The sequence below is a fragment of the Tateyamaria sp. LSS28 genome (assembly GCF_059611725.1).
Genome location: NZ_JCAPFI010000002.1, coordinates 429021 through 454855 on the forward strand (window position 1 = coordinate 429021; position 25835 = coordinate 454855).

General features: G+C 57.3%; 22 protein-coding genes. 6 read left to right on the forward strand and 16 right to left on the reverse strand.

Features of this window, described 5'->3' with window-relative positions; all coding sequences use genetic code 11:
• Window positions 1–57: 57 nt before the first annotated feature.
• From AC53L6_RS06730 to AC53L6_RS06740, 3 genes are all read right to left on the reverse strand, one after another.
• Entirely contained in the window at window positions 58–1386 is a 1329-nt protein-coding gene (locus tag AC53L6_RS06730) for an extracellular solute-binding protein (protein ID WP_496907273.1), read from the reverse strand.
• Between the two features lie 29 nt (window positions 1387–1415).
• Window positions 1416–2504, reverse strand: a complete 1089-nt coding sequence (locus tag AC53L6_RS06735; RefSeq protein ID WP_299706544.1) for an ABC transporter ATP-binding protein — start codon at window positions 2502–2504, stop codon at window positions 1416–1418.
• A 99-nt stretch (window positions 2505–2603) separates the two neighbouring features.
• On the reverse strand, window positions 2604–3635 hold the full coding sequence (locus AC53L6_RS06740) for a LacI family DNA-binding transcriptional regulator (RefSeq protein ID WP_299206178.1): 1032 nt from the start codon (window positions 3633–3635) through the stop codon (window positions 2604–2606).
• Between the two features lie 352 nt (window positions 3636–3987).
• On the opposite strand from AC53L6_RS06740, the gene AC53L6_RS06745 reads away from it, so the two are divergent.
• From AC53L6_RS06745 to AC53L6_RS06755, 3 genes are all read left to right on the forward strand, one after another.
• The gene (locus AC53L6_RS06745; RefSeq protein ID WP_496907274.1) at window positions 3988–4143 is read left to right on the forward strand and encodes a hypothetical protein; all 156 of its coding nucleotides are present in this window, start codon (window positions 3988–3990) and stop codon (window positions 4141–4143) included.
• Between the two features lie 3 nt (window positions 4144–4146).
• Entirely contained in the window at window positions 4147–4500 is a 354-nt protein-coding gene (locus AC53L6_RS06750) for a hypothetical protein (RefSeq protein WP_496907275.1), read from the forward strand.
• Between the two features lie 221 nt (window positions 4501–4721).
• Window positions 4722–5165, forward strand: coding sequence for a hypothetical protein (locus AC53L6_RS06755; RefSeq protein ID WP_496907276.1), 444 nt, complete (start codon window positions 4722–4724; stop codon window positions 5163–5165).
• Between the two features lie 205 nt (window positions 5166–5370).
• On the opposite strand, the gene AC53L6_RS06760 is transcribed toward AC53L6_RS06755, so the two are convergent.
• The 7 genes from AC53L6_RS06760 to AC53L6_RS06790 form a co-directional block, all read right to left on the reverse strand.
• On the reverse strand, window positions 5371–6186 hold the full coding sequence (locus AC53L6_RS06760; protein ID WP_496907277.1) for a GNAT family N-acetyltransferase: 816 nt from the start codon (window positions 6184–6186) through the stop codon (window positions 5371–5373).
• 41 nt (window positions 6187–6227) lie between these two features.
• Entirely contained in the window at window positions 6228–6728 is a 501-nt protein-coding gene (locus tag AC53L6_RS06765; protein ID WP_299747784.1) for a hypothetical protein, read from the reverse strand.
• Window positions 6725–6934 carry a hypothetical protein gene (locus AC53L6_RS06770; protein ID WP_496907278.1) on the reverse strand — a complete coding sequence of 70 codons (210 nt, stop codon included), beginning with the start codon at window positions 6932–6934 and terminating at the stop codon, window positions 6725–6727. Before AC53L6_RS06770 ends, AC53L6_RS06765 begins: the two co-directional genes overlap by 4 nt.
• Window positions 6935–7118: 184 nt before the next feature.
• Entirely contained in the window at window positions 7119–9140 is a 2022-nt protein-coding gene (locus tag AC53L6_RS06775; RefSeq protein WP_496907279.1) for a TonB-dependent hemoglobin/transferrin/lactoferrin family receptor, read from the reverse strand.
• Between the two features lie 335 nt (window positions 9141–9475).
• Window positions 9476–11242: an IucA/IucC family protein gene (locus AC53L6_RS06780; RefSeq protein ID WP_496907280.1), complete on the reverse strand. Its 1767-nt coding sequence runs from the start codon at window positions 11240–11242 to the stop codon at window positions 9476–9478.
• Window positions 11239–12129 (reverse strand): GNAT family N-acetyltransferase, encoded by an 891-nt coding sequence (locus tag AC53L6_RS06785; RefSeq protein WP_496907281.1) that lies wholly within the window; start codon window positions 12127–12129, stop codon window positions 11239–11241. The genes AC53L6_RS06780 and AC53L6_RS06785 overlap by 4 nt, the downstream gene beginning before the upstream one ends.
• A complete protein-coding gene (locus AC53L6_RS06790; protein ID WP_496907282.1) occupies window positions 12126–13772 on the reverse strand; it encodes an IucA/IucC family protein in 1647 nt (548 codons plus the stop codon). The genes AC53L6_RS06785 and AC53L6_RS06790 overlap by 4 nt, the downstream gene beginning before the upstream one ends.
• Before the next feature lie 93 nt (window positions 13773–13865).
• Here AC53L6_RS06790 and AC53L6_RS06795 point away from each other — a divergent pair, with 93 nt between their 5' ends.
• Both AC53L6_RS06795 and AC53L6_RS06800 read left to right on the forward strand, forming a co-directional pair.
• Complete coding sequence (locus AC53L6_RS06795; protein ID WP_496907283.1) at window positions 13866–14966, forward strand: hypothetical protein; 1101 nt, start codon at window positions 13866–13868, stop codon at window positions 14964–14966.
• A 1-nt stretch (window position 14967) separates the two neighbouring features.
• Window positions 14968–16275 (forward strand): lysine N(6)-hydroxylase/L-ornithine N(5)-oxygenase family protein, encoded by a 1308-nt coding sequence (locus AC53L6_RS06800; RefSeq protein WP_496907284.1) that lies wholly within the window; start codon window positions 14968–14970, stop codon window positions 16273–16275.
• A gap of 51 nt (window positions 16276–16326) precedes the next feature.
• On the opposite strand, the gene AC53L6_RS06805 is transcribed toward AC53L6_RS06800, so the two are convergent.
• Together AC53L6_RS06805 and AC53L6_RS06810 are read right to left on the reverse strand one after the other, a co-directional pair.
• On the reverse strand, window positions 16327–18492 hold the full coding sequence (locus AC53L6_RS06805; protein ID WP_496907285.1) for a TonB-dependent receptor: 2166 nt from the start codon (window positions 18490–18492) through the stop codon (window positions 16327–16329).
• Window positions 18492–19796, reverse strand: a complete 1305-nt coding sequence (locus tag AC53L6_RS06810; RefSeq protein WP_496907286.1) for an MFS transporter — start codon at window positions 19794–19796, stop codon at window positions 18492–18494. The genes AC53L6_RS06805 and AC53L6_RS06810 overlap by 1 nt, the downstream gene beginning before the upstream one ends.
• Window positions 19797–20071: 275 nt before the next feature.
• Between AC53L6_RS06810 and AC53L6_RS06815 the strand changes: the two genes are divergently transcribed.
• Window positions 20072–21700 (forward strand): OpgD/OpgG family glucan biosynthesis protein, encoded by a 1629-nt coding sequence (locus AC53L6_RS06815; RefSeq protein ID WP_496907287.1) that lies wholly within the window; start codon window positions 20072–20074, stop codon window positions 21698–21700.
• Window positions 21701–21736: 36 nt separating this feature from the next.
• Here the strand turns inward: AC53L6_RS06815 and AC53L6_RS06820 are convergent, their stop codons facing one another.
• The 4 genes from AC53L6_RS06820 to AC53L6_RS06835 are packed head-to-tail and all read right to left on the reverse strand — an operon-like array spanning window position 21737 to window position 25833.
• On the reverse strand, window positions 21737–23287 hold the full coding sequence (locus tag AC53L6_RS06820; protein WP_496907288.1) for a glycosyltransferase family protein: 1551 nt from the start codon (window positions 23285–23287) through the stop codon (window positions 21737–21739).
• A gap of 46 nt (window positions 23288–23333) precedes the next feature.
• Window positions 23334–24095, reverse strand: coding sequence for an SDR family oxidoreductase (locus AC53L6_RS06825; protein WP_496907289.1), 762 nt, complete (start codon window positions 24093–24095; stop codon window positions 23334–23336).
• Window positions 24092–25381 (reverse strand): FAD-binding oxidoreductase, encoded by a 1290-nt coding sequence (locus tag AC53L6_RS06830; RefSeq protein WP_496907290.1) that lies wholly within the window; start codon window positions 25379–25381, stop codon window positions 24092–24094. The genes AC53L6_RS06825 and AC53L6_RS06830 overlap by 4 nt, the downstream gene beginning before the upstream one ends.
• A 32-nt stretch (window positions 25382–25413) precedes the next feature.
• The gene (locus AC53L6_RS06835) at window positions 25414–25833 is read right to left on the reverse strand and encodes a GtrA family protein (protein ID WP_299206218.1); all 420 of its coding nucleotides are present in this window, start codon (window positions 25831–25833) and stop codon (window positions 25414–25416) included.
• Window positions 25834–25835 lie beyond the last annotated feature (2 nt).

Sequence of the window (25835 nt, forward strand, 5' to 3'; positions counted from 1 at the left end):
TAAGGGAAAAGACCGGGGCGCGGGTGTGACACCACACGCCCCGGCAGGAGGAAAGGCTTACTGCCAGGTGTAGTAGCCAGCGTCGTCCATCACGGCGCGGGTCCGTTCGGCCACGCCATCCAACGCTTCCTGAATGTCCAGATCTTCGGTCAGCACCTTGGACATGGTCGTGCCGATGTCCGCGTTGATCTTGCCCCAGACGGGGATGATCGGGCGCCAGTCGGGATCGGCGTATTTGAGAGCTTCACCAAAGGTCGCAGCGAAGGGATACTTCTCGTTCAGACCCGCATCCTGGTAGGTCGAGAAGCGTGAGGGGTTGCCGCCTTCCATGGCGACCATCAGGTCCCCTTTCTTGGACGTCAGCCATTGCATGAGAAGGAAGGCCGCTTCCTTGTTCTCGGCGTTTTTCGGGATACCAATGCCGAAGCCACCTGTTTGCGACCCGCGACGCACACCTTCGGGGTGCATGGCATAGCCAACTTTACCCACGACTTGGCTGCGCTCAGGATCTTCGAACCCTGGCATGAACGCGATGGAGTCCATGAACATCGCCGCCTGCCCGCTGGCAAATGCGTTCGCCGCTTCAGAAGGGCCAAAGCTCATCGCACCTTCGGGACCGCAATCGACGATGGTTTTCAGGGCGTTGGCGGCTTCGACACCTGCGGCGTTGTTGATGATCGGGTTCCATGCGTCGTCAAAGACGCGACCGCCTAACGGGGCGAGATGCAGAAGGAACGCATGGCTGGCTTGGTGGCCGGATGCCGCGCGCGAGGCCATACCACCCATGCCAGGCTCGACCTCGGGAATTTTGCAAGCTGCATCAAGCAGTTGGTCATAGTTTTCGGGTTCGGCGATGCCGTGCTTTTCAAAGATGTCCTTGCGATAGGCAAGAACAGAGGTTTCCGAGCCGAACGGGATGCCAAACAGCGATCCGGTCTTGCCCGGCAGATATCCCTTGGTGCCACCTGCAACGCCGATGTTCTCGACATAGCCGTCGATCAGGTCATCGGCGTCATAGCTGGGGTCAGCCAGCTTGGGGTTCATGAAATACTTGGCAAGGTTTTCCAGCTGATCGGCAAAGACGTAGTCCGCCTTGGAAAACACAACGTAGGCGATCAGGTCATATTCGCCTTCGTCCTGCGCCAATTCCAGCGTCTGACGCTCGCGCATCTTGAGGTAAGGTAGCTGATCCACCTCGACCTCGATGCCCGTCTCCTTGGTGAACTCGGGCAGTACCTTCATCGCGGCGTTGTAATGCGGGTGTGCGGGGAAGTTTACGATCAGGGTCGTGCCCGCGTATTCCTCGTAGGGATTGGCAAATGCCGCCCCCACCATAATAGCGGCGGTCGTCAGACCCACCGCCGTGGTTTTTAGTGCTTTGAACATGTGTTCCTCCCTTAGAACTTTTTTAGTTTTCAAAGTGCGATTTCAGTTGTGCGGTCGAACAGGTGCACGCCGCGTTGGTTGACTGCGAAAGTGAGGGTCTGGCCAAGGGCGACGGGGGTTTCCGAGTTCACCTCGACCATCACCTGCGCTGATCCGCATTTGCACAGCAGGACGGATTGCGCGCCGACATATTCCGACACTTGCACGTCAAGGGTGAGAGCTTGTGCCGGGTCGGCGTCCTCTGCGTAGTTCAGGTCCGATGGGCGGATGCCCAGCGTGATGTCGCGGCTGGAATGCGCTTTGGCCTTGGTTGCGATGTCACCCGATAGCTTCAGATCGAACCCGTCACCGGTGACCCAAATGTCCCCTGCCCGCTCGTCCAGTGTGCCGTCGAGGAAGTTCATCGGCGGCATGCCCATGAAGCCCGCCACGAACTTGTTGACCGGGCGTTTGAACAGCTCTTCGGGTGTTCCTTGCTGCTGGATGTAGCCGCCGTGCATAACGACGATGCGGTCAGCCAGTGTCATCGCCTCGATCTGGTCGTGGGTGACGTAGATCATGTTTTTTTGGACACGCTGGCTCATCAGCGCCAGTTCTGCCCGCATCTGGCCTCGCAGCTTGGCATCTAGGTTCGACAGCGGTTCGTCGAACAGGAATATGCCCGAGTCTTTCGCCAGCGCGCGGGCCATCGCGACCCGCTGGCGTTGACCACCAGACAGGGCACCTGGTTTGCGGCCCAGGAAATCGGTCAGACCAACCATTTCGGCCACGTCCTTGACCTTGGCGTTGATCTCGGATTTCGGGCGGCGCGCAAGGCGCAGGGCAAAGCTGATGTTCTGCGCCACGTTCATGTGTGGGTAGAGCGCGTAGTCCTGGAACACCATTGCCAGATCGCGTTCCTTTGGCTCTAGATGGCTGACCGGCTTGTCGTCGACGTAGATCTCGCCATCTGACACGTCTTCGAGCCCAGCGATCATGCGCAGGGTCGTGGATTTGCCGCAGCCAGAGGGGCCTACGAGTACGGTAAACTCGTTCTCGGCCATCTCAAGTTCGATCCCGTGCAGGACCTCGACGTTGCCGTAGCGTTTTACCAGATTGTCGAGCCGGATGGTGGGCATGAGTGCACTTTCGTTCTGTGTTACCGGTCACATTAACAATTGTGACCGGTAACACAAGGAAAATTGCCCTGCGTAAACGCCTGAAAAGCCTTGGTTTCGTTATTTCGTGCTGTCGCGGAAGGTCAGATTGACCGGCACGGGGACCAATGTGCGACTCACCGGATTGTCGTCCGACAAGAGCTGGCCGATCAGCCGTCCCGTCTCACGCCCAATGGTTTTGGGGTCCACCGACACTGTCGTGATTGTGGGCGTGGCGAAGCGTGAGACCTCGAAATCACCGAAACCTGCGATGCCGATGTCGCCCGGGACGGACTTGCCCAATTTCAGCATCACAGACAGCACCCCAAAGGCGGGGGCGTCCGATACACAGAACACGCAATCGGTGTCGGGAAACTCGTCCAGCAAACGGGTGGCGGCGGCAGCCCCTTCTTCGATGGACAGAGGCGGCTTGCCGATCTTGAGGGCGCGGTCCGTGGGCAAGCCAGCCTCCTCCATCGCGTCGAGATATCCCTTGCGCCGCGCGGCACCGCGAGTCCAGTCGTCATCCGCTTCGCCGACAAAGGCGATGTTGCGATAGCCGCGGTCAATCAGCGCGCGGGTCATGTCGGCCGCAGCCTGTCGATTGGAAAAGCCGATGGTGTGGCCGATGGGATTGTCGGGCCGTTCCCACAATTCGATTACGGGGATGTGCGCGTCGCTTAACAGCGCGATGGTCCGATCCGAATGCCCATCATAGGACAGAACAATCGCTTCGGGTCGTCGTCTGAGCATATCTTCGACAAGCTGTTCCTCACGCTCAGGAGAATAGTCGGTGTGCCCAAGCAGGATCTGTTGCCCAATACCCTCCAGCTCTTCTGTGAGGGCCTGCACCGTTTCTGCAAAGTGCAGGTTGTTCAGAGATGGAACAAGCACGGCAACAAAGCCAGAGCGCTTGGTGGTAAGGCTGCCTGCCATCTGATCAGGCACATAATTCATTTCCCGAACGACTTTGAGGATACGGTCGCGGGTGTCCTGGGACACGGGGCTGTCTTTTTTCAACGCCCGACTGACGGTCATGCGCGACACGCCTGCGGCGCGTGCCACGTCACGCATCGTGACGGGACCGGTTGATTTTGGGGGGTTATGAGACATGCGTCTTAGGGTGTTCGCGGTAACATGCCGCGTCAAGATGGTATTTCATTGGAACACTGAAACGCCATCCGCAGATTGTCCACCAAGCGCCGGATGAGATAGTGCAACCGTTGAGTTGGAAGCCATCGGGCTGCGTCGGTCCGCTACTAAATCGACATAACGCGTGGAATTCCTGACTTGTGAACTCCGCGCGCGCTCTACACACTCATAGCGTGTGGGTTATTTTGCTCACCGCTTTTGAACCAAAATTCATTTTTCTGGAGCATTGATATGAAAATGAACTTGGACGAAGTCCCCTTTGGGAGCGCGACGTCGTGCTTCCCAACTACTTGAAAATATCCGCGGCACAGACATGGATCCGACCAAGGGTCAGGCCGCCCTCTCGGGAAAAGTCAACGCCATCTTTCGCCCCGATTTGAAAGATGTGGCGTATTTCGAGTTCGTTTTAGAGCTTGGCCGTGAAGGCGGTCGCCATGTAGCGATCTCGGGCCGAGGTGAAGAGATATAGCGCGTGCCGGCCCGACGCGGCTTCGTCATTGCCTCAAGCGACACCCATGATCATCCAGTATCGCACTGGTCGCTCGACCGTGAACCGCCAAGCCATCAGCTTGCTGTCGACGCCAAGGAAAAAGAAGCAAAGGTTGCGCGCTTGTTCAAGCTTGATGCTCTGTCCTATGCAGGTGAAGCGGAAGACGGTGAAATGGTCGCACAAGCTCGCCAATTGCCGATGCCTATTGAGGGTTTGCTGCCAGACGCGGACAAGATGCGCGGTAAGATCTCGGGGACCATGGCGCGCCCCGGCTTTGCTTCCAAGAATGACGAAGAGGCCAGCAAGGAACCGCACGAGGTCCGCAACCGCGGCTAAGGCCGTCAACAGACCAAGATCGGTTCGGTTGGCCCGTGGAAGGAACTGCGCGAAACCTATGGTGACGCATTCGGCCCCCTGCTCGCCGCCCTCAAACAACAGGCAGCCTTGCTTGGACAATCCTGTTTCTGTGGGGCGACCAACGGGCGGGAACAGGCAACAGCTATTGGGCACCGCGCTGGGGTCTTTACCGTCAGGATGGTGGCACCGGGGCAGACGTTGTGTCTCCAACTACGCAAACGGCGGGTGTGAACAACGTGATCGAAGAGATCGCCGACGATGTCGATATGTTCTGCGCCTTTGGTCAGGGGGCCACGCACCCCGCCACCATGGGCCAAGCCAGCCGATTTTTCTCGGGTCGGACAGGCACATCGCTTGTGGAACACCACAACATCTTCGGTGTCAGCGAAACACGCCTGCGCGAATATACGCGAAACTCGATCCGCGACCGCGACACACCGGCTGTGATCGGGACCGGCTGGCTCAGCCACTACCCGGTGGCCTATGCCTATGCATGGCAATCCCGGATCGTGCGCAAATGCTTCATCTTCTGCTGGAACGAAACGGTCTATGACCGCTGGTTCTGGGTGAACCAGGCCTGGGGCGGCAGCGGCAACGACTGGGTGCCGGCGGACACATGGTTCGCGGGCGAGATTTACCCTTAAATTCTTGTGGGCCAGCCAAATCCAGGTTGGCCCACATCAGTCGATCGATCCTGCGCAATTGACCATTGAGCTGGTGGCTGATCCCCCTTTTCGGCGACTAAGACAGGGCATGTGACCGACATCTTCGGACGCGAAGTCATGGTGACTCATGTTTCACACAGTGTTCCGGACGCTTTTGAGCGCGCTTGAGGCGCAAGCCGGCGTGTCAGCTGTATGCCTGACTGGCCAGCCCATAGACACTTGGCGCGCCCTCTGGCGCACGTTCAATAGTACCTCGCACCATCACCGTTCCCCAGCTGGTTTTTTTAAGCCCCAGGGCTGGCAAACGGTTGCTCAGCCCAAGCGTTGGGTCGCTGTCGATGCGCATATGTACGCCGGGACGTGTGGCGAGACAGTGACGCACCAGCGTTTCCGCCATCTTTAGGTCCGGGGCCACAATCGGGCCGATCACCCTGCCCTGTCCTACTGATCGGTCGAACACATAGGCTGTCACACCATGCCTATTCCGCAAGCTCCAACAGGTTGCACCTCCCGCAATCAAACTGCGTAAGACACTGCCTCGGTCCCAACGCCGTGCAGTCGCGTCCAATGCCAACACTTCGTCACTGAAACCCGCCTCGACGTTTGGATCCAAGGAATGCGAGGCAGGGATGCCGCGGCATGTGTCTACGATCCCGAACTTCTCAAAACCCAACCGTGCATATCCACGCTGCGCCATGTCGGTGGCTGTCAATACCACAGGAAGATCACCTACCCGATCAAGCGCAGCTTGCACGAGCCGAGCAGCAATCCCCTGCCCGCGATGTCCTTGGTCGACAATCACCATGCCAAGGGTCACGGCACGATCATGTGTCCACCAAAGCGTGGTCCCCACCACATGCCCGTTGTGCAGGGCCACCAAACCCTGTCCCAACGCCAGCATTTGCTGCCACTCAGCCACTGTGTGTGGCCATCCCTGTTGCGCTGATAGGGCTTGGGCCGCATGTAAATGCTCTTTGGCAAAGCGAATGATCTGGTTCATGCGTTTGCCCTTACAAGGAAGTCGCCGCCAGCAATAGCTGTTCAGGACACCACCCGCAGTTTCGGGCGACGGCCTGCATGCCTCTGCTCAGGTACACCACCGCCAAATCTCGCAGACAGAGTGAGCCCTGCGCGGATCACATGCGGGTCCATTCCGCCACGGGTCAAAACTTCAACGGCATCCCGAGCATCCGGTGTCTCATCCCGCCGCATGTGGTGGAGCATGCGCATCATCATTGCTTCGTCCGAGGTGACTCGCGTGCGGGCCTCTATGCCAAAGGGATCATGAAATCCAAAATCGGAACGAACGTCGTATACGGCCCGCACTAGCTTCGCTACAGCATGCGCCGCAGGCAATCCGATATCCGGCCCCCACCTCTCAACCGCGACGGCAAAGCCGGTGTGCCATGCCTGACGTGCGGGTGCTGCATGGGTCAAAAAGAAGTATCGGGCCACGGCCAGCAGACCTGCCTCGACTGTATCAAATCCCAAATCGATCAGATCCAAATCAACTCCACCCTCAGGCAATGCGCGCAGTCTCATGCCCACTTCTGCCCAGATTGGGGCGCAGGCACAGGTAAACGGGTCACTCCCGCCGGCAACGGTGCTCCCTCGACACGGGCAGGCGACGCAGCCTTGCTTTGCCAGCGTGTGTCAGCTTCGATGGCCGCACGCAGCTTGGGATTCAGGCCACAGCCATAGGGTTGGGCCACGGCATCCATGTGCAACAAATCGGTAAACAGGGTCATTAGACAGCCAGCTTTCATCTGAGCGGGGTATTTAGCCCCGAATGTTGGATAGTGCCGGGCAAGCAGAGACTCTGCACTCACTGGGTGCGTATTTCCTGACAGAATTAATCGGATATAGCAAGGCCTGAACAAGCACCGTGCGATGACTTGCATCCCGCCTGCAAAACTACCTCGGACAACACGCTCAGAATTCGAACGCAGCGGACACCTTGAACGACCGCCCAGTCTGCGGCAACTCGTTCGGAAAGATGGTGTATTGCTCGTCAAACAGATTGTCGATGCCTGCGCGGAAGGTCGCGTTCTGCAACGGCCCCTCCGACGGAGACCAGGACCCAAACAAGTCGACGACGGTATAGCTTTCGCCTGCGCTCCCGGCCTCGGGGAAATCGTTCTGGTCTCCGGCAAACGTAACGCGGCCCCCAATCGTCCATTCAGACGTCGGACGATAGCCCAGTGTAGCTGTCAAACGTGGCTGAGGTATTGAACCCAATTCCTCACCCTCTTCTTTCGCATCGCCATCGGGTAAACTCACGGCAAGTCCGCCAAACCAGTTCCCTGCGTCGTAGTCTAGCTCGGCCTCGAATCCGTATAATTCCGCGTCAATATTCCGCTGAAAGGTCGTAGCGAGAACTGTCCCCACTGGAATGCCCGGCGATGTCACGACAGTGTCAATAAAGTCTTGCACATCAGCATAGTACGCATTGGCTGACAGGCGCAGTGAATCCCCTTGGCGGAACATATTCGCCCTTTCAAACCGACCACCCAATTCAATCTGGGTTGACTCTTCAGGGCGCAGGTCGGGCGTAGGAACGAAGTTGTTGGTAAACACGGGACCAAGTGGGAAATGCACCCCGTCATTATAAAGTTCATTTAATGTTGGTGCTCTAAATGCGCGCGCGACATTTCCGAAAATCTGCCAATTGTCGTTGGGTCGGTAGCTGAACCCGATCCGCGGCGCAAAGAAACTATCGTCCGCGTCCTCAAGCGTTGGATCATCCACGTCTCGATCATATTGGTCAAAGCGCGCACCAGCGATGATGTCCAAACGATCGCTAACGCCAAATGTTGCTTCCGCAAAAACACCATATGTCGTCGCTTCGGCATCCGGGAATTGCGTCCGGGGCGCACCATTACGCGTGCCTGTTTGTTCGTCTCTGAACGCTTCAACACCATAGACCAAATCCACCGGAACACCGATGTCGAACCGTGATCGGTTCACAATTTCAAACCCTACAGTGTCGTATTCGGTAAAGTCTGCCCGCCCGTCCCGCACGCGGTCATCCTGGATTTCCAGCGTATTGCCGTAGACCAGCACGGACAGGTCAATCAGATCAGATCCCTCGGGGTTCCAGTCCCAAGACAGCCGGTACGTGAAGACTTCTGACGACCGCTCGGAATCGTTGCCCGTGATTGGGTCGAAGGTTGCAATTGAATCCGCAGCTGCGGGCACAAAGCCATCATCCTCATAGTAAGATAGACTCAGTTCAAAACGCTGTTCATCATTTGGTTCAAACCCAAACTTCAAAAGTCCATTGGCAGAGTCGATCTCCGACCGGGCGATAGGGTTTCCATCGCCATCGTCCTGGTTCGCTCCGGCTTCGCGTCCACCAAGAAATGCCAGTACGTCGAACGCGCCGTAGTCGCTGTAAAGCGTGGTCGACGGGCCATAGATTTCACCATTGTCCGTATAGCCAAACCGCAAGCGTGCGCCTGTTGTTTGGCCGGGGCGCAACAAGTCAGCGGCATCCTTGGTTTCCACCGCGATCACGCCACCAATGGCGCCCGATCCAAACAAGGTCGATCCCCCTCCCCTGACAATTTCGACACGTTGCACAATGTCCGGATCAAAAAAGAAACGACCACTATGGCCCCGGTTGAAGTTCAAACGTCCCCCATCCAGCCGCAGGACAACCTGTTCGTCCTGAAATCCACGGATGTTCGGCTCTTGTGCGACTCCACGCGGCCCGCCTTCGATCAGAACGCCCGGTACGTCTCCGACCAGTTCGTCGAAAGTATCAGCCTGTCCGCGGTCAAGCTCTTCACCTTCGACGACTGTGGCTGCGACTGGCGTATCCAGAATGTTTCGATCGTCCCGTAAAGCGGTACCGAGAATGAGCGGCGGCAATTCAACCGGCGCTTCCTGTGCTTGAACAGAACTTGCAAAAACGGCTGCGATGGCCGCACCCCCAAATATGCAACGCTGCATAACACCCCCATAATTGTCCTCTTTGCAGCACGGGACCTGCCGATGGAGGTGGGGCGCGCGATCATTTTAGGTAGTATATATCCTGATAAAAGAAGTAAAGATTATTGGGATACGGTAGCGCTTGTTCATTCGCGGCGATTCTGACACGCTTTCGCACGGCCAACTGAAAAGCCAAAGTTTCAACATCCGACGCTGGCATCTGGTTCATGCCGCGCGGACTTGAGTACGAAGCTTCCTGTCACCCATCCCGTGCGAAAGTGTGTCAAACCGCCTTCGTCTCAATGCACTACGCGTTCTTCGATAGTGGAGGACCCTGCCCCAGTTTCCGCGGCGACTTAACGGCTTGCAGACAGCAACTCTCCATCGATGGCACCTTGTAAACGTCCGTTGTTCGCAAGCGGATTCACAAGATCGGTACTGCGCGCTGGCAAAGGACGTTCGCCACTGTCACCGTAGCCAATCGCAAGACGCACTTTGTTGATGCAAACCTTCGGCATCGTTTGCTCAAACAAGTCAAACATGTTGTGGCGCTCTGCAAGTTCGAGATGCGAAATTTTATAGTCCAAGAGGACGTCCCGCAAAATATCGTAGAAACGGCTTTCTTCAATTTGCCCAGTGCGCGACAAGGTCATTGATAAAAAGCGCAGTACGGTCACAAAATGGGCGGTCTGAATGTCGTGGATGATGTAAGCAGGTGGCTTACGCGGCAACAGCGCGCGTATCTCTGGGTCCAAACCTTCCATCTCCGGAAAATCTTGGTCGACAAGATCCAGATCGCCCTGAAAATCCTTGAGAGCCATGCCAACCGGAATGTGATTTTCCAGAATGACCGTAATGTTCTGGCCGTGAGCGATGAACCCAACGCCATATCGACAAAGCATGTGCCAGAGCGGCACCACGGTGACTTTGAAAAGCGCTTCCAGCCAGACCGCGATGCTGAGCCCAGCCGCATTTGCATAGGCTTGGGCCAATGGTGTGCCGCACGCGCCTTGGTGAAACAGAGCGGCTGCCAATACAGCCTTTTGGTTGGGGCTGGTCTTTGCATCCGCGTTCTCGCGCCAGATGGCACCAAGCATTTCATGATGGCGATAAGGGGCATCGGGGCAATCAGACAGGGTCGGGTGAGCAGCCCAATGGCCCAAGGCTTCGCGCAGAACGATGACTCGACCAGTCAGGAGTGGATCAGCCCGAACGATGTCAGACAACCAGTCTGACATCGCTCCGCCATGTTCGATGTATTTCCCAGGCATGCCTCTCCATGCGGACGTATTGAGAATACCCAGCGACAGCTTGACCTCATATGGGCCTCCGCTGACAGGTGTCAGCGTGCGCAGGCTGGGTGTCGCGACGAACTTCGGACCATGTTGACCAAGCGGGATCAGCCGGTGTTGCGCGATTTCGGCCACAAAAGACTGTTCCAGGTGGTTATGCCATTGCCAGGGATGAACCGGCAGTAAGACATGCGCATCCGTCGCCCCCGCCTGCTGCGCTTCTTGCCTGAGAGGATCTCTCTGATCGGTTCCGAAGACGTCACCAAGCAGATCATTTTCGCTAATGTTTCTGGACTTGCCGCTGCGCAACAATGTTTGGTCAGCCGCAAGCCAGAAAAGCTGCATTGGCTCCTTGTATTCTGGCGCGTAGGCGGCCACGTCCGCCGTGCCCCAACCAAGTCGCCCTTTGTTCGCGACTGCCTTCGGATGTCCCTCAAGAGCAGCATGTAAAGTGCGCGGCGGCAGAGCGATCAAGGCTTGTGCATCCAAACCGCCAAAAAGCCGCTTCAACTCGATATCTTGTCGCAGAGTATTCGACAGCTCACGCAAAAACATTGCTTCGGTGTCAGGGGTCATGCCCAACTCTTCACGCGCATCAACGACAAACCGCAGCGGGCAAGGAGTTTCACCAGTATCATCGGACAAACTCTCCGGTTCGATATCCAGATTGTCCCAAATGCGCCGCGTCGCCTGAAAACGATAGACCCGGTTCGACGCCAGTATAAGCTGGAACGCATTGCCTTCTTCCGGGTGCAGAACCTCTTCCCAACTCAACTCACTGATCATCTTGGCCAGCAGCCGTCGGCGCGCTGTATCCAGGCTCTTGGTCATAGCGCCACCTGGCTGAAAAAGTCGTCCCGGGCGCAATGCATCAGGGCAGATCGTTTATGTGGAAAATCAAATTCCTTGATCTTTCGATACGCCAATGCGTCCGCATAGCGAAGCAGCTTTGCATTATCGACACGTGGTTCGCCCACGACCAGATCTGTCATTGGGCAATCAAGAAAGATGTAATGGGTCAGCGCACGAATCCAGGCAGATGTTTTGGCGCGTCCAAGTGCACTGACTTCACCGATCAGACCGTGCCAGCCGCGATCCCAGAGACCCGCATCGTAGTATGCGCCCAATCTGTCTTCGCGCGCCCAGTAAATCTCGAAATACCCCACGGGCACGCCGTCATATTCCCCGATCACCGAGAAATTGTGCGGGTCAGACAATCGGTCTTCAAGAAAGCCACGCAGTTCTTCCGGCGACCTATCCTCTTCCCAAAAATAGGCGACGCGTGGGTCATTCTGCCAACGATGAAAAGTATCAAGATCGTGGTCGATATCTACCGAGCGAAAAGTGACGGTTATGCCCGCATCAACAAAGAACCGCTCGTAAACGACGCCCTGCGGATTTGCAGGACGTAGGGGGTGATTCCGACCATCGGGGCCTTCAATCAATCCTGCGCTTTGGAAACGTGTCTGTGGATGCTTGAGCCAAGGTTCGGGTGATTGCAGAAAACCGGAACGATGAATGCGCCGTGCTCCGCCCCTGGTGTCAACATATCCGGGCAGTCGGGCGTCAAGGCCAAGGTGTGTTAGCTCGGGTGGCAGGTCGATATGCGCCGCTTTGCCGTCTTGAGCAAAGCGGTCTTCGACCCACCGCGCGAACGGTTCAAGATCGTCGGGGGATGGAAAGGCCGCTTCAGTCAGCGTTGCAGTATCGAGGGTCATGCGTGGACGGGCTCCAATAAAGGGTTGGGAAGTTCAAGGAAACTGGCGACCTGTCCGCGCGCGTCGCCATCGGCTTCATTCACGCCGCTGAGGCTGGTTGCGAAATTCCCTTTGCAGGTGAGAGTCGGTTGTTCGAGAAGCTTGCTATAAAGCGTGGGATCCCCGGGGGTTTGTGCCCGGGCGCGTCGCAGGAAATCGCGCAACAGGTCGGTCAGTTGATCCTCGTCTGCCAACCTATCCAGAACGAGGGTGGAAAGCGTGTTCAGAACGCTGTTGATCACGACGTAATACGTGACCAGACCATCGCCGAGCCCGGCATCCACGACATTCTCGGCACCTTCGCCGATACCGGGGCAATGTTGCGTCAACATCTCGTGGAAGCTGTCCAGATGACCGGTACCTTGGCAATCCCGGACCCAAGCGGCTTTGGGCCACCCGCCATCCAAGGCGAGCATCAGGTTCTGCTGATGGGCGCCAAACAAAAGCCCATATTGCGCGCGCAGCTCAAGAAGCGGGCGGATTGCAACCTCGAGAAAGCGGGTAAACCACCGGGGTGCAGCATCCGGGCCAAGGCTAAGTATCAGTCTTCCAAGAGGGGATCGCCCGTTTTGCGATGCTTCGCACAAAGCGGCTAGCATCACTGGACCCGGCAGTGAAGCATCGCGAAAAGGGTTGTCACGCAGGACGGCAATTGTGTCGTCGCGTACTGCGCCCGCCCCGTCACACAATGCGGCATAGCCCGGTTCCCCGAGAATGTTCAGCGTTGGAAAGTCCCGATTGATCCGTGCGCCAAGATCCGATTTGAGCAGGTCAGAGATGTGAACACCCCGCACCACTTCGCGCAGGGACAAGTGTCGGACCGAGTTGGTTAAACGCAGTGACAAAGACGTTTTTACCATGAAAGGCGCGTGCCAAGCATGCAGGGAGCGCATCGATGACGTTGCGCCCCATGCACCTTTGCCACGACCGAGATCGACGAGCGCCCCGCTGTCGATCAGGTCCTGTATGGCCTTCTGGTTGGCAAGCCGCTCAGCCTGCCAAGGATGCCAAGGGAGAGGAACTTTGCCGCAATCTGTCGCGCCAAGATCGGCATCTGCCAACTGCCGTAAATACCCTGCTGCACCGGTGTTCGAGGCGACCAGAGCGGGGTCCGCCGCAAACCAGTGCAATCGAAAAGTCTGCTCGTGCTCCGGTGCATAGCGTTTGGCATCATCCGCAGTCATCTCGTCACGGCTGCGCGGATTGGGGTGGAACGGATGACCCGCTTTGAGCGCCTGTTCAGCAGCAAGGAAGTTCCACGTGTCAGCGGTTCCGTCCGCCAACGGCGCGCGACGAAGGCCTGCCAAGCTATCCATTACGCGGGTTCGAAAAGCATCACCACCTGCCTTTGCCAAGGAGGTCAAGAGTTGCGCTACGCTCAGGTCCTCCCAGCCTTGCGTGCGATGACGCCTGATCCCAGGCCCGAAGAATGTACGTAGGTTTGACTTTTGCTTGACCTCGACTGTGATGCTCCGCCCCACCTGATCCTTAAAACGCAGGCTGGCCTCACTAAGCTGTGCCTCAGCTAATTGGCCTTCGCGCAGAGCCGAGTTGAGAAAGGCATCAAGCGCCGCAAGATCGCCAGCCATTTGGGAGTGAGTCATGATGTGCGCCCTTTCGCCGAACGGGAATATTTGCGTTTACTGTCCGTCTTGTAGATATTACCGACTGTTTTTGTCAGGATTCGCAAGGTTGCCATGTCACCTCTCTCGATTTTCTGGCCGGTTCTTGCCGGTCACGCATTCCAGCAGACGGCGTTGATCGGCATGGTGCCGGTTCTCGCGCTGGCCTTGGGCTTGCATGAAAGTGAGATTGGGCTGGCGGTGGCCATCGGATTGGTCACGGCGGGCGTTGCCTTACCTTTTGTCAGTTTGCTGGGTGGACGGGTAGTCATGCTTGGCGGTCTCGGCGGACTTCTGCTCGCCAATCTTGCGCTGCTCTACATGGTTGGGACCGATATGCATGGCTGGAGCACAACCTTTACCTTTACCCTGTTGGTCCTGATTAGATCAGTACAGGGCGTTTCGGCGGCAGGCTTGATGATGGCCGCGCAAACTCAAGGTGCTGCCCAGAAAGACGGTCGCACTGGATTGGGCATCGTGCAGTCCATGGGCAGTGTCGGGCGCATTTTTTCAGCCGCCCTCATCGGGCCTCTTCTTTTGATCTCACCGTTGGTACCGCTTTTGCCCGCTGCTATTGGAGTGGCAATCAGCCTAGTGATGAGCCGCGGTACAGTCGCACCTCGCCTACGCACCAGTATTCGCATGCCAAAGCTGACAGCGTTTCGGGTGACGGTTCTGACGCAATCTGCAGTTGGTGCGGCTCAGATCGGACTGGCCCCTCTTATCCTTGATCAACTGGATGCCAATCCCGTGCGGGCAGCCAGCTATGCCGGGCTTTGCCTAGCCGCAGCAAACCTTGGTCTGTTTCTGTCGCTACGCCTGCTTGCGCAGCACGTAGGCCAGCGCGGTGCCCGCTTTGCGGGTCTGCTTCTGGTGCTGGCTGCAGCGTTTGTGCCGTTAGCAGATCGGCTGACCATTTTCCTTCTACTCAGTTTTGTCATCGGCGGCTCAACCGGGCTGCTCTTTACTCTTAACCTATCTGAAATCATGACCCGCAAGGACTATGCCCAGCTTCAGGTCACCGGTTGGAATGGCGCGATCCAGATCGCGGCACTGGCCGGCGGGGTGGCATTGGGATCAGCGCTGATGGCGCTTTCCCCGGCAGCTCCCTTTGCCATTGTCGCACTCTCCGGTGCCGCATTGGCCTTTGCTCCTCCCTCAACACAAAGGACCTGAAATGACATCTGATACCTTATCCATGGACCTTGCCGGCATCGGTATCGGCCCCTTTAATCTCAGTCTCGCGGCACTTGCACACGACGTGCCCGGTCTAAAGACACGATTTCTGGACCAGAAGCCGACGTTCTCCTGGCATGCGGGCCTCGCCTTTGACGATAGTGCCATGCAGACGTCTTATCTCAAGGATATGGTCACACCGGTTCTGCCGACCAGTGCATTGAGCTTTCTGAACTACCTTGTCCAGCAAGGCCGTTTTTACGACTTCATGGCTGCCCGGTTTGAAACCGTATCGCGGCAGGAGTTTACAGACTATATGGCGTGGGTCGCGCGCAATCTTGAGACCTGCCAGTTTGGCGCAACCGTGCAAGAAGTAGAACATGACGGTCATCGTTTTGTTCTGCGCACAGCCTCCGGAAACACGTTAAAGGCCCGAGGATTGTCGATCGGCACTGGTCCCGTTCCCCATGTGCCACCGCAGGCACCTCTTGGGCCAAACTGTTTCCATGGGGTCGAATATCTGGAGCGCAGCCTGGACATCTCTGGCAAACGTGTCGCCGTAATTGGCGGAGGTCAGACAGGTGCCGAAATTGTGCTTGATCTGCTTCGCTCCGCCCCCATGCCAGCCGAGTTGACATGGCTGAGTCGGCGCAGCGCGTTCTGGCACCTGCAAGAAGGTGGTCTTGTCGATCAGATCTACACGCCTGCTTACCATGATGTGTTTCTTGGCCTGACAGACGCTGCGAAAGAAGCCGCCGTATCCGCACAGAAGTACAGCAGCGACGGGCTGACGCCGTCAACGGCGGACGAGATTTATCGCCAACTGTATCGCCACAGATATGTGGATGGTTGCGATGTTGTTTCCCTTCGCCCGGGGCGAACTGTAACGCGGATCAAGCAGCGTTTCGGCGGTTTTTGTTTGAACGCGGAAACGCCATTGAAAGCCGTTGAAGAATTGAACGCAGATATCGTGATACTTGCCACAGGCTTTCGACCTGCCGTACCACACTGTCTTGACCCCATTCGTGACCGGTTGGACACCGAGCTGGGTGGCGCGTTAACACTGGATGGCCATTACCGTGTGCAATGGGATGGCCCAGAAGAAACTCCAATCTACGGGCTTAACCATGGGCGGCAATCACATGGCATTGTTGATCCGCAACTGAGCCTGACAGCTTGGCGAAGTGCAGCGATCCTGGAAGACTTTACTGGCAGGCCGCTTTTTGATGCGCTGCGGCGTTCACCGGCCGGTTTGGTCGATTGGGCCGGTGGTGAGGTAGCGGAGGATGCGGTGCGCATTCCAGCATGATCCATTATACCCTACCGCGCTCTACAAGTTAGAGTGCGGTAGGGCAGCGTATTAGAATGACACCGAGTAGCCGACAGACACCCGACGCCCTTCATCCGCGATGCGTACGGCATCGTTGGTCAGTTCGTTGTAGCGTACGCTGCTGGCCGCACTGTTTTCTTGTTGGCGGTCGAACAGATTGGTCACCCCGAATGTCACACGACCGGCGCCAACCGGATAAGAGCCACCGACGTTGACGCTGAACATGTCCTCAAGCTGCGGATGTCCGGGGCGATCGCGCTCGGCAGAAAAGACAACTTCGCCAGACAGGTTCAGCCCGTTCGCAAAGGACCGATCGGTGTATAACGTGGCGGTAAATGGGGAGGGAATGCGGTTGTTCGGTAGCCAGGCATCGACGTCGCCATCATCGTCACTGTCGAACCTTCCTTCGACGAAGGCAAGTTGGGCGCCGACGCTCCAATCGTCGCGCATGTCATAGTCGAGACTAAATTCCGCGCCCCATATCTCCTCTTTCTGCTGGCTGATCTCACTTGTCGAGGCATCGAAGGTCACACCGTCGTCTGAGGTCGAATAGTAAACAGAGCTATCGATAGACAACCGGTTTGTATCGTACCGCACCCCCAACTCCCAAGTGTCCACGATCTGTGCTTCCGGTTGGATATCGGCAAAGGAAACGGTTGATGACCCGCCTGACGTACCGGCCCGTCGTGTAAATGCACCAACATCCGGCAGGGAAAAGCCTTGGCTGAACCCTCCGTAAATCGAGGTTGTTGGTGACAGCTCGTACACTAGCCCAAGATTGCCGACCACGGCGTCATAATCGAAATCGCCGCCGATCACATCGACCGGCGCAAGTACAACCGGGACAAAGGATCCTTCGGCTACTTCCAACAAAAACACACCGGTGGGTCGGTTGAAGTCAGAGATATCGAGCGAGAAACGCTCGGCCCGGAGCCCGGTGCTCAGATTCAGTCGTGGTCCGATCGGAATGTCGGCCTGTGCAAAGATCGCGATACTATCTTGCTTCATTGGTGCAAGCAGGTCCCGACCATCAAGCGTCTTCTGCTCGACTTCATCCCGGCCAAGGTCGATACCCCATGTGAGTGTTGCATCCGGCGCAAGCCACTCCATCGGCGTGCGCAGCGTGGCAGAGATGCCGTAGGTTGTTGTGAAGAGCTCGCCCTGGGATAGCGGGTCCTGCGTCAGATCGGTGGTGCTGACAGAATAATAGAGCTGATTTGCCGGCCCCGGCTCGGATAGCGCTGAGCGGCGTTCGATGTCGGTAGCATATGCGTTGATTTCAAGATCACCCCAGGCTGTGTTGTCATACCGATAGGTGACATTCGCACTTACGCCCCGATCCTCAACCGGTTCCCCAGTGTAACGACGGTCTGAGACGCGCGCGGGGTTGTTATCGTAGTCGGCGAAGTAATCAATCTCTTGTTCCAGCTGGTAGGTGTCAAGCCGAACGTCCAGCTCGTGCGGTCCCCGTGACCAGTTTGCAGCCACACCAAAAGAATAGCGCTCGACGTTACTGCCGCCACCCTGCCCGATCAGCGGGTCCGAAGGTATGCGGTTGCCGTCGCCATCGAAAGATGCGCCTGTATCGCTGCGCGAAAGCTCGAACCTTAGACCCAAGTCACCCGCGCGCGTATCGTGCGACAGGAAAAGTTCGTTGCCCAAGCTGCCGCCGTCGCTCTGCCCGGACAGGCGGGTTTCAACAGTTGTCCGTCGTTCCTCCGCAGGTTTTTTGGTCACGATGTTGATGATACCGCCGGTGGCCCCATTGCCGAAACGCGCGGTTGAACCTTTGATGATTTCTATTCGTTCGATGGAGTTCGGGTCCAGAACGGAAAGCTCCCGATCAAAACCGCGCAATTCCGACGTCCGCGCCACGCCATCGATCAGGATTTGTGTCGTCCTGCCCCGCAAGGTTTGGCTCGCCCCGCCAATGGTACCATTGGCAGGCGCGAGACCCGGCACCAGGTCTGATAGGGCACGCGAGAGTGTTTGCCCACGGCGAACCCGCTCAATGATTTGTTCGCCATCGACAACTTGCACAGTGCCCGGAATTGAACTCTCAGTTGCGCCGGTACGTACTGCCTGAATCACGATTTCGCCCAATTCGACAGGTTCTCCCTGTTCCTGTGCTAACAGGGGAGTACCGATAAAGAGCGCAATGGCGCTGGTACCGGCGAAAAGGCGGGTCAAGATCATCAAGAAGTCTCCGTAGCGGTAGTAAGGGGGATGGTGCGGACGCGGGCAGGCAGCAGAAGCAGCGCAATCCAGCCCGCGATCCCAGACAACAGCGCAGCAGAGAGGAAGACGGGTCCGTATCCCACCGTCTCAGCCAACTGGCCGGCGACGATGCCACCGATCATGTACATCAGCAGTGTCGCACTCGTAAGCAATGTGAAGTCTGTGGCGGCTTGCCTGAGCGAGGCAAAACGCATGAACGCGGTGAACAATCCCACGATCTCGATGTAACGCAAGAAAGTGTCAAAGACCGACAAGAGGATGAGCATCAACTGGGTGATGCCCATTGTGGCCGCAACGTAGAAAGCGGCAAATGCCAAGGTGCGGCCGCAGATCAACAGGACAAGGAAAGGCAGCAAACCCCAAAGCCGGATCAACCACGCAGCGACAAATGCTCCAAACAGGCCGACGGCGGCGGCCGAGCCGCCTGATATCGCGCCAACCTCTGCCAAGGTGAAACCCTGATCGACAAGGAACGGCTGTTCCAATGCTTTTACCAACCCTTCAGGCAGGCGGATGATCAGCGCAAAGGCAAGCATTGCCCATGCACCTTCAACGCTCAGGAAGCGCAACAGCCCTGGCCGACCCCGATCAGCGGGAAGGGTCCGTTGGCCTGCCCCTTCGGGCAGCCTCAGGAACGGCAGAACCAAGAAACAGGCCAGCGCGGCCATGACCCACAACGTCTGCGACCAACCCAGCAGATCGTACAATACGAGTGTGCCCGATCCTCCGATCACCACACCAAGGGCAACAGCGCCGCCTTGCAGCGCGTTGCCGCCAGGCTGGTCGTCCGGCGGAAGGTGCTCCACCGCCCATCCATCTGACGCGATATCCTGCGTGGCCGACGACAGCGACATTGCCATCAGGATTGGAAAGAAAATCGCCGCATCCTTGACGGGATCAAACATGGACAGCGCCAGGATGCCGCCAAGCGTCACGAGCAGACATCCCACAACGATCGTTTTTCGCCCGACCTTCGGGTCATGGCAGTACCGATCAACCCAAGGGGCCCAGAGCACCTTTAGAACCCACGGAGTCAGCAAAATTCCCAAACCGCCGATCACATCCAACCCCACGCCATTGGCGCGCAGGATTGGTGGCAACGCGGCTGCCACGAGGTAAAGGGGCACAGCCTGCGCCAAATATAGCCCCAGCAGGGCAACGGAAATCTTTGAGCTGGGAAACACTGGGCGCGCCGGTCCTGTCTTGCAGAATTTCAGGCTCGCATTGTGCTGGCGGGTCCATACATCATGGTCATTGTCCAAACACAAGTGTTTCTGTCAGGAAATCAACCTGACTGTGCCTTAAGCACAGGGGTGAGCAATAGAGGATACCTCGCAGCCCCCTCTTTGCAGAACAGCCTGATGGGTTCTGCTGCCGTGACGCATGCAGAGGCGGATGAGCGCACATCGCCTTGCAAACTCGGCGAAGTTGCGCCGGTTCCGGCACAGGAAATTGATGGTGGCCCATGCAGGCCTATACATACGGACAACAACTTATCACCCGAACCAAAACACCTTAACGCGGTGAGGCTTTTTGCATGAAATCGATCAATACTTCATCTTCCCAAACGGCGGCATATGGCCAGGGGAGGCGGCACACCCTGTTCCCGCAGCTCTCGCGCCGTGCTGTTCTTGGCGGATCAGCTGCCTTTCTGACGTTAAGCCTTTGGGACGGGATACAATCAGGCGCGGCAGGTTCAACAGAGCCTGTGACATTTGAAAAACTGATCGACAAAGCTCGCGATGCTGCGACCCAACCATTTGAGCCAGTCCACATCCCTGCGCCCGAGCTGATCGAGAAGGTAAACTACAGCGCCCACTGGCAGATCCAGTTTCGAGAGGACGCAACGCTTTACGTCGGAAGAAACAAGGCACCTGTTCAGCTTTTCCACCCGGGCCGCTACTTTCCTGAACCGGTTCGGATTTATATACGGGACGAAGCGGGTACAGCACACGAAGTGCCTTTCATCCGCGATTTTTTCTCGATGCCCGAAGACAATCCCGCGCTCGACCTCCCCGAAGGCTTTGGTTTTGCAGGCTTCAGAGTCATGCGGCCGGGCCTCGAACCCGACTGGATATCCTTTCTCGGCGCGTCGTATTTTCGGACAGATGGACCCGAAGCACAATACGGGCTGTCAACGCGTGGCATCGCAATAAACACCGGATTGAACACGCCCGAGGAGTTCCCCCGGTTCACTGCATTCTGGCTTGGCCCACCTGAACAAGATGACGAAGAGTTGTCCATTTGGGCCGAGCTGGACGGCCCCTCGATTACGGGCGCCTATCGGTTCGGCGTTGTCCGTAACGCGGCCTATGGTGGGCATTTGACACGCATTTCTGCGCATCTTTTCTTGCGCGAGGGGATTGAACGGTTGGGCGTCGCGCCACTCACCAGCATGTATTGGTATTCAGAGCGCGACCGCGCCGGGGGTGAGGACTGGCGTCCGGAAATTCATGATAGCGATGGCCTTGCCATGGCAGCCGGAAGCGGCGAACGGCTTTGGCGACCACTGAGCAATCCTTCAAGTGTTACGACATCAAGCTTCATGGATGAAAACCCTGCAGGCTTCGGACTGATCCAACGCGACCGCACGTTTGAAAACTACCAGGACGATGGCGTTTTTTACAATCGACGCCCGTCCGCCTGGGTCAGGCCAATTGGAGATTGGGGACCCGGACAAGTGCAACTTGTGCTGATCCCAACAGAAGACGAAACTTTTGACAACGTCGTCTCTTACTGGGTGCCAGACAGCGCAACCGACAAGGGTGCTGCCTTCCAATTTGACTACGAGATCGAATGGCGCGCACGTGATCCCTTGCCGGAAGCTGTTGCCTGGGTCGTAGCGACGCGGCAGGGTCAGGGCGGTGTACCCGGCGACCCACTGCCAGAGGGCGTTGGCAAGATGGTGATCGATTTCGAAGGGCCGTCTTTGAACGGGCTAAATCGCGATAGTGGTGTTGTACCAGTCATCGATGCTGTGAATGGTCGTATCCTCGAACCAATTGATGCGTACCCCGTCGTGGGAACCGATCATTGGCGGCTGACCTTCGATTTCGAACAAACCGGCCCGGAACCCGTAAGTTTACGTGCTTATCTGCAACTTAGGGACCGCGCGTTGACTGAAACCTGGTTGACGGATGCGTGGGTAGAACTCGGACAGGGGTAAGCCCTGTCATGCGTTCTGGCGGTGTGCTCTAGCCGACTAGCTGTTTTGGGGACCGACAGGATTAATGTCTGTCTTGTTCGCCGGTCGACGCTCGTAAAGGAACCAGGCTTCGCTCGTCTTCGTAAGTTCAAAGTGCTTCTCGAGGTATGGACCATAGATCTGCTGCATCTTCTCGGTCGTTCCTTCTGCGACGGGTTGCTTCGGGATCATGACGACCTCTACACCACCCAGCATCTCTTCTGCAGGAAGATGAACATCGAGGTCGAAGTTGCGGTTGTCGTGCATCCAGGCGTTGCCCCCTTCTTGCGGGGGCAATCCCGCAAGTGAGGCAAAGGGGCTGACAAAATCCATGACCAGAACACGGGATGGCGACCTATCAAGCGAGGCAAGCAACGCGCTGCCGCTTTCCAAGGTCTGTCCGTAGCCGCTGTAAAACTCGAACTGCCCCTTGTTGAGGATGTTGACGATCCGCAAGCCTTGGCCGTTGGGTGTTTCAAGCGCGACGCCCGCCCGTGTAGCGGCAACCGTCGCGTGAACGCCGACAGCGGCTGCGGAGGAGAGCGCTACGGGTAGCAGCAGGATTACGACCACAAACGGCGCGCCGCGGACAACAGTTTGTAGCGTTGGGGAGGCCGTCTGTTGATGACGTGACAGTATCTCTGCCGCGACGGCGGCACCCGCCAGCATGCTCACAATCCCGATCATCTGAAAGTTTTGGTTGAGCAGCGCGAAACCTGACGCACCGCAAAACACATAGAACAGAAAATCTGTTACGCGTGGCCGCTGCCAAAGTGCTAAACCCGCAATCAGGGCGAAAACCACGTATTCACCGGAAGTGAGAAGGAAGGATCGCGCATAAATGTAAGGTTCGATGACACCGCTGACTTTCGTGGCTTCGACCAGATCAGAAATATGCATCCATGTGCCACCCCAGAACGCTTCGACCACAAGCCCGATGATCCCGCACAGCGCAATTGCTCCGGCCGCCCAACGGCGTTGCCCAGATTGCAGCAGCATCAGGACCAGGAACCCAAAGGCAACCACCCCGTAAGTCATTTTGGTATAGGCCAGCAGCATCGTCAGTATCGCCGCGGCAGCGGCATCCAAGCACCTCTGCCATCGCACCGAGCGTTCCGGCTGGAGATGCATCACCAGCAAAATGCCCAGCAGCGCCCAACCGATGCGATTGTAGAACATGGCGAACGAGATTTTTGCAGGTATCTCGCCCGTGTTCATCGGTGTGGCGAGTAACAGCATCAAGAAGATGGCGAGCGGCACACCAATGAGTGGGCGCATCCGTGTTCCCAAAACATGGACCATGATCGGTGCGGTCACCAACATCAGCGCAGCCATACCCAAGGGCATGGCCATACCAAGCTGTCCGGTCAGCCAGTAGCCAAACCCCGGCAGGTAATAGTTCAGTGGCCCCAATGCCGTGTGAAAATCCTGATTTGGCACCTGACCATGAACCACGCGATATGCACCGTCGAGAAAGATCAGAATGTCGTTGAAATACATCGATGTTGCGGTGACGCCCGGCAGAACCAGAAGAGCCGCGCATATCACCGTTGTTGCCCATGTCGCCACGGCGATTGGCGAGAAATGAGTGCTTATTCGTGACAAGTGTGACACCTCAAAGCTTCAGCTTCTTGAACACAGCTTCGGGAATGGACCGAATGATAAACATAATCAGGCGCCACACGCGCAGCACATAGATCACGTCGGCGGGCCGGGTCTGAAGCCCGGCGATGCGTTCGGCAACAGCCTCCGGTTCAGCAGTCAGCGGGCCGGCAAGATCCATACCTGCCGTCATGCTTGTGCGCACGAAGCCTGGTTTGACGGTAACCACCTGCACATCTGTGCCCGCGAGCCGGTTGCGCAACCCTGAGAGATAGGCGGAAAACCCGGCCTTTCCCGCGCCATATACATAGTTCGAGGCCCGACCCCGATCACCGGCAACCGAGCTGACCCCAACGATCAGCCCGCGCCCACGCGCGGCGAAACGCGCGGCCACCATCTCAAGCAGCAGGGCGGGGCCTTCGAAATTGGTGCGCATCACTTGTGTCGCGTATTCCGCATCCTCCTGCGCACGTTGCTGATCGCCCAGCATTCCGACAACACACACCACGGTGTCCGGTAATGCATCAAGCCGATCCAGAAATGTTTCAAACCGTGCCGCATCCAGGATATCGAGGGGGCGTACAGCGACTTCGTGTGCCCCCGTCCGTGTCCGGATATCGGCTGCGTTGCGCTCTGCGCTTTCGACGTCACGCGCAGCGAGCGTGATCTTCCAGCCCATCGCGGCATAGGCCGCCGCCACCGCCCGACCGATGTCAGAGGTGCCGCCAACCAAAAGCAGACTTTTCTGTGAAGGCTCTTGATCGGTATCGCTCATATTCCCAGCCTCTCAGACAGTTTCGAGGCCATCTGGCCTGTTGCCCCAATCTCGTTCCGAAGTCGTTGGAACTGACCAAGTTGCGGATAACCTGCAACAAAGGTCTCCGGCGACTGGGTCGCATCTTTTGCCAGATACATCCGCCCACCCGCTTCCACGACCAGCGCATCAATCTCGGCTAGCAATGGCATCAGTTTATCGCTCAGCGGTATGTCGAGGGCGAGTGTCAGGCCATCCATCGGAAAGGACATCAACCCAGAGCCGGACGCTAGACGCTTGAGGACAGCCAGAAACGAACCGGCGCCGTGGCTAGAAATACGTTCGAGTATCTCGGACACCACACTTTCAGCCTTGGCATCTGGGATGACGCATTGATGTTGCACAAAGCCGCGCCGCCCGTAGATACGGTTCCAGTTTGCAACACCGTCGAGTGGAAAGAAGTAGGCGTCCCAAGGCACGAGCACCGTCCGGTCAGCCTTTCGAGCACCGTTCCTGTAGTAAAGCTCGTTGAATGCCTTGACCGTCGTCGCATTCAACATCCAGCTGGGCATGTCGGTCGGAACCCCGATCCGACCATTCCGTGCGTGCGGAAATGGCACATCCCCCCAGGGCAGTTGGTCTTTCCTGGCGTGCTCCCCTTCCAGAACCAGTGACCGCCCCAGTGAGGCGCCGCGGGCCAGCACATCAATCCAAGCCACGGTGTAGGTCGCGCTTGCGGTCTGGCGCAGCAAGGCAACTGCCTCGCTCAGATTGCGCGCGACATGCGTGTTTTGGCGGATCCAGCCAGTTTCGACCTGCTTCAAACGAAACCCAGCGGACAGGATTGTTCCAGTCAGTCCCATACCGCCAATAGTTGCGGTGAAAAGCTCCGCGTTTTCATTCCGACTGCAACGGACAACCCGATGATCTGGCAGTGCCAGCGTCAGCCATTCGACGTGATCGCCAAAGGTGCCATGGTTGTGCTGGTTCTTTCCATGCACATCCGACGCGATCATGCCCCCAACCGTGACAAAGCGGGTACCGGGGACACAGCATGGAAAATAGCCGCGCGGCAGAAAGGTCGCGATAATGTCCGCCAAAGACACACCCGCCTCGGTTGTCAACAATCCCGTGTCAGGATCGAACCCCTGCATCCGGTTCAGCCACGTCGCATCAAGAGTGTTGTTGCGCCCGATGGCAGCGTCCCCGTACGACCGTCCAAGACCGCGCGCAATTACGCCCGGCAGGGCTGCAGTCGCCTCGGCAGCCGGGCGGATGTCAAACGCCGCATTAAGCGGTCCCGACACGCGGGGATATCGGCCCCAACCGCTCAAGTCTTTCAAACGGTGCTCTCCCTGAAGACATGGCGCCGATCAAGCCAGAACTTGAGAATGTACCCTATACTGAGGCCAAGAACCGCACCAAGATACTTGGCGAAATCCGTCTGCCAGATGGCATGAAACCCAAGTTCGAATGCCCAGAAGATCAGAGTTGTTAAAACGCTGAACAGACCGGAGAGGGTGATGCGCTGCGCTTCGCCAAAGGGCGTCGTGTAACGTTCGCGGAACGTCCAAGTCTTGTCGACAACATACTTTATAAAAAAGCCGACCAGCGTTCCGACAACGATCGACACCATCAGGTGTGCATCCGGCACGCCGCGCACAGTCATCTCTTGGGCAAGGAGGTTCGCTAGCACCGACAGGACTGCGGTTGCCACATAGCGCCCAATTGGGTGACCTTCTGACAGAAATCTTAGCATGA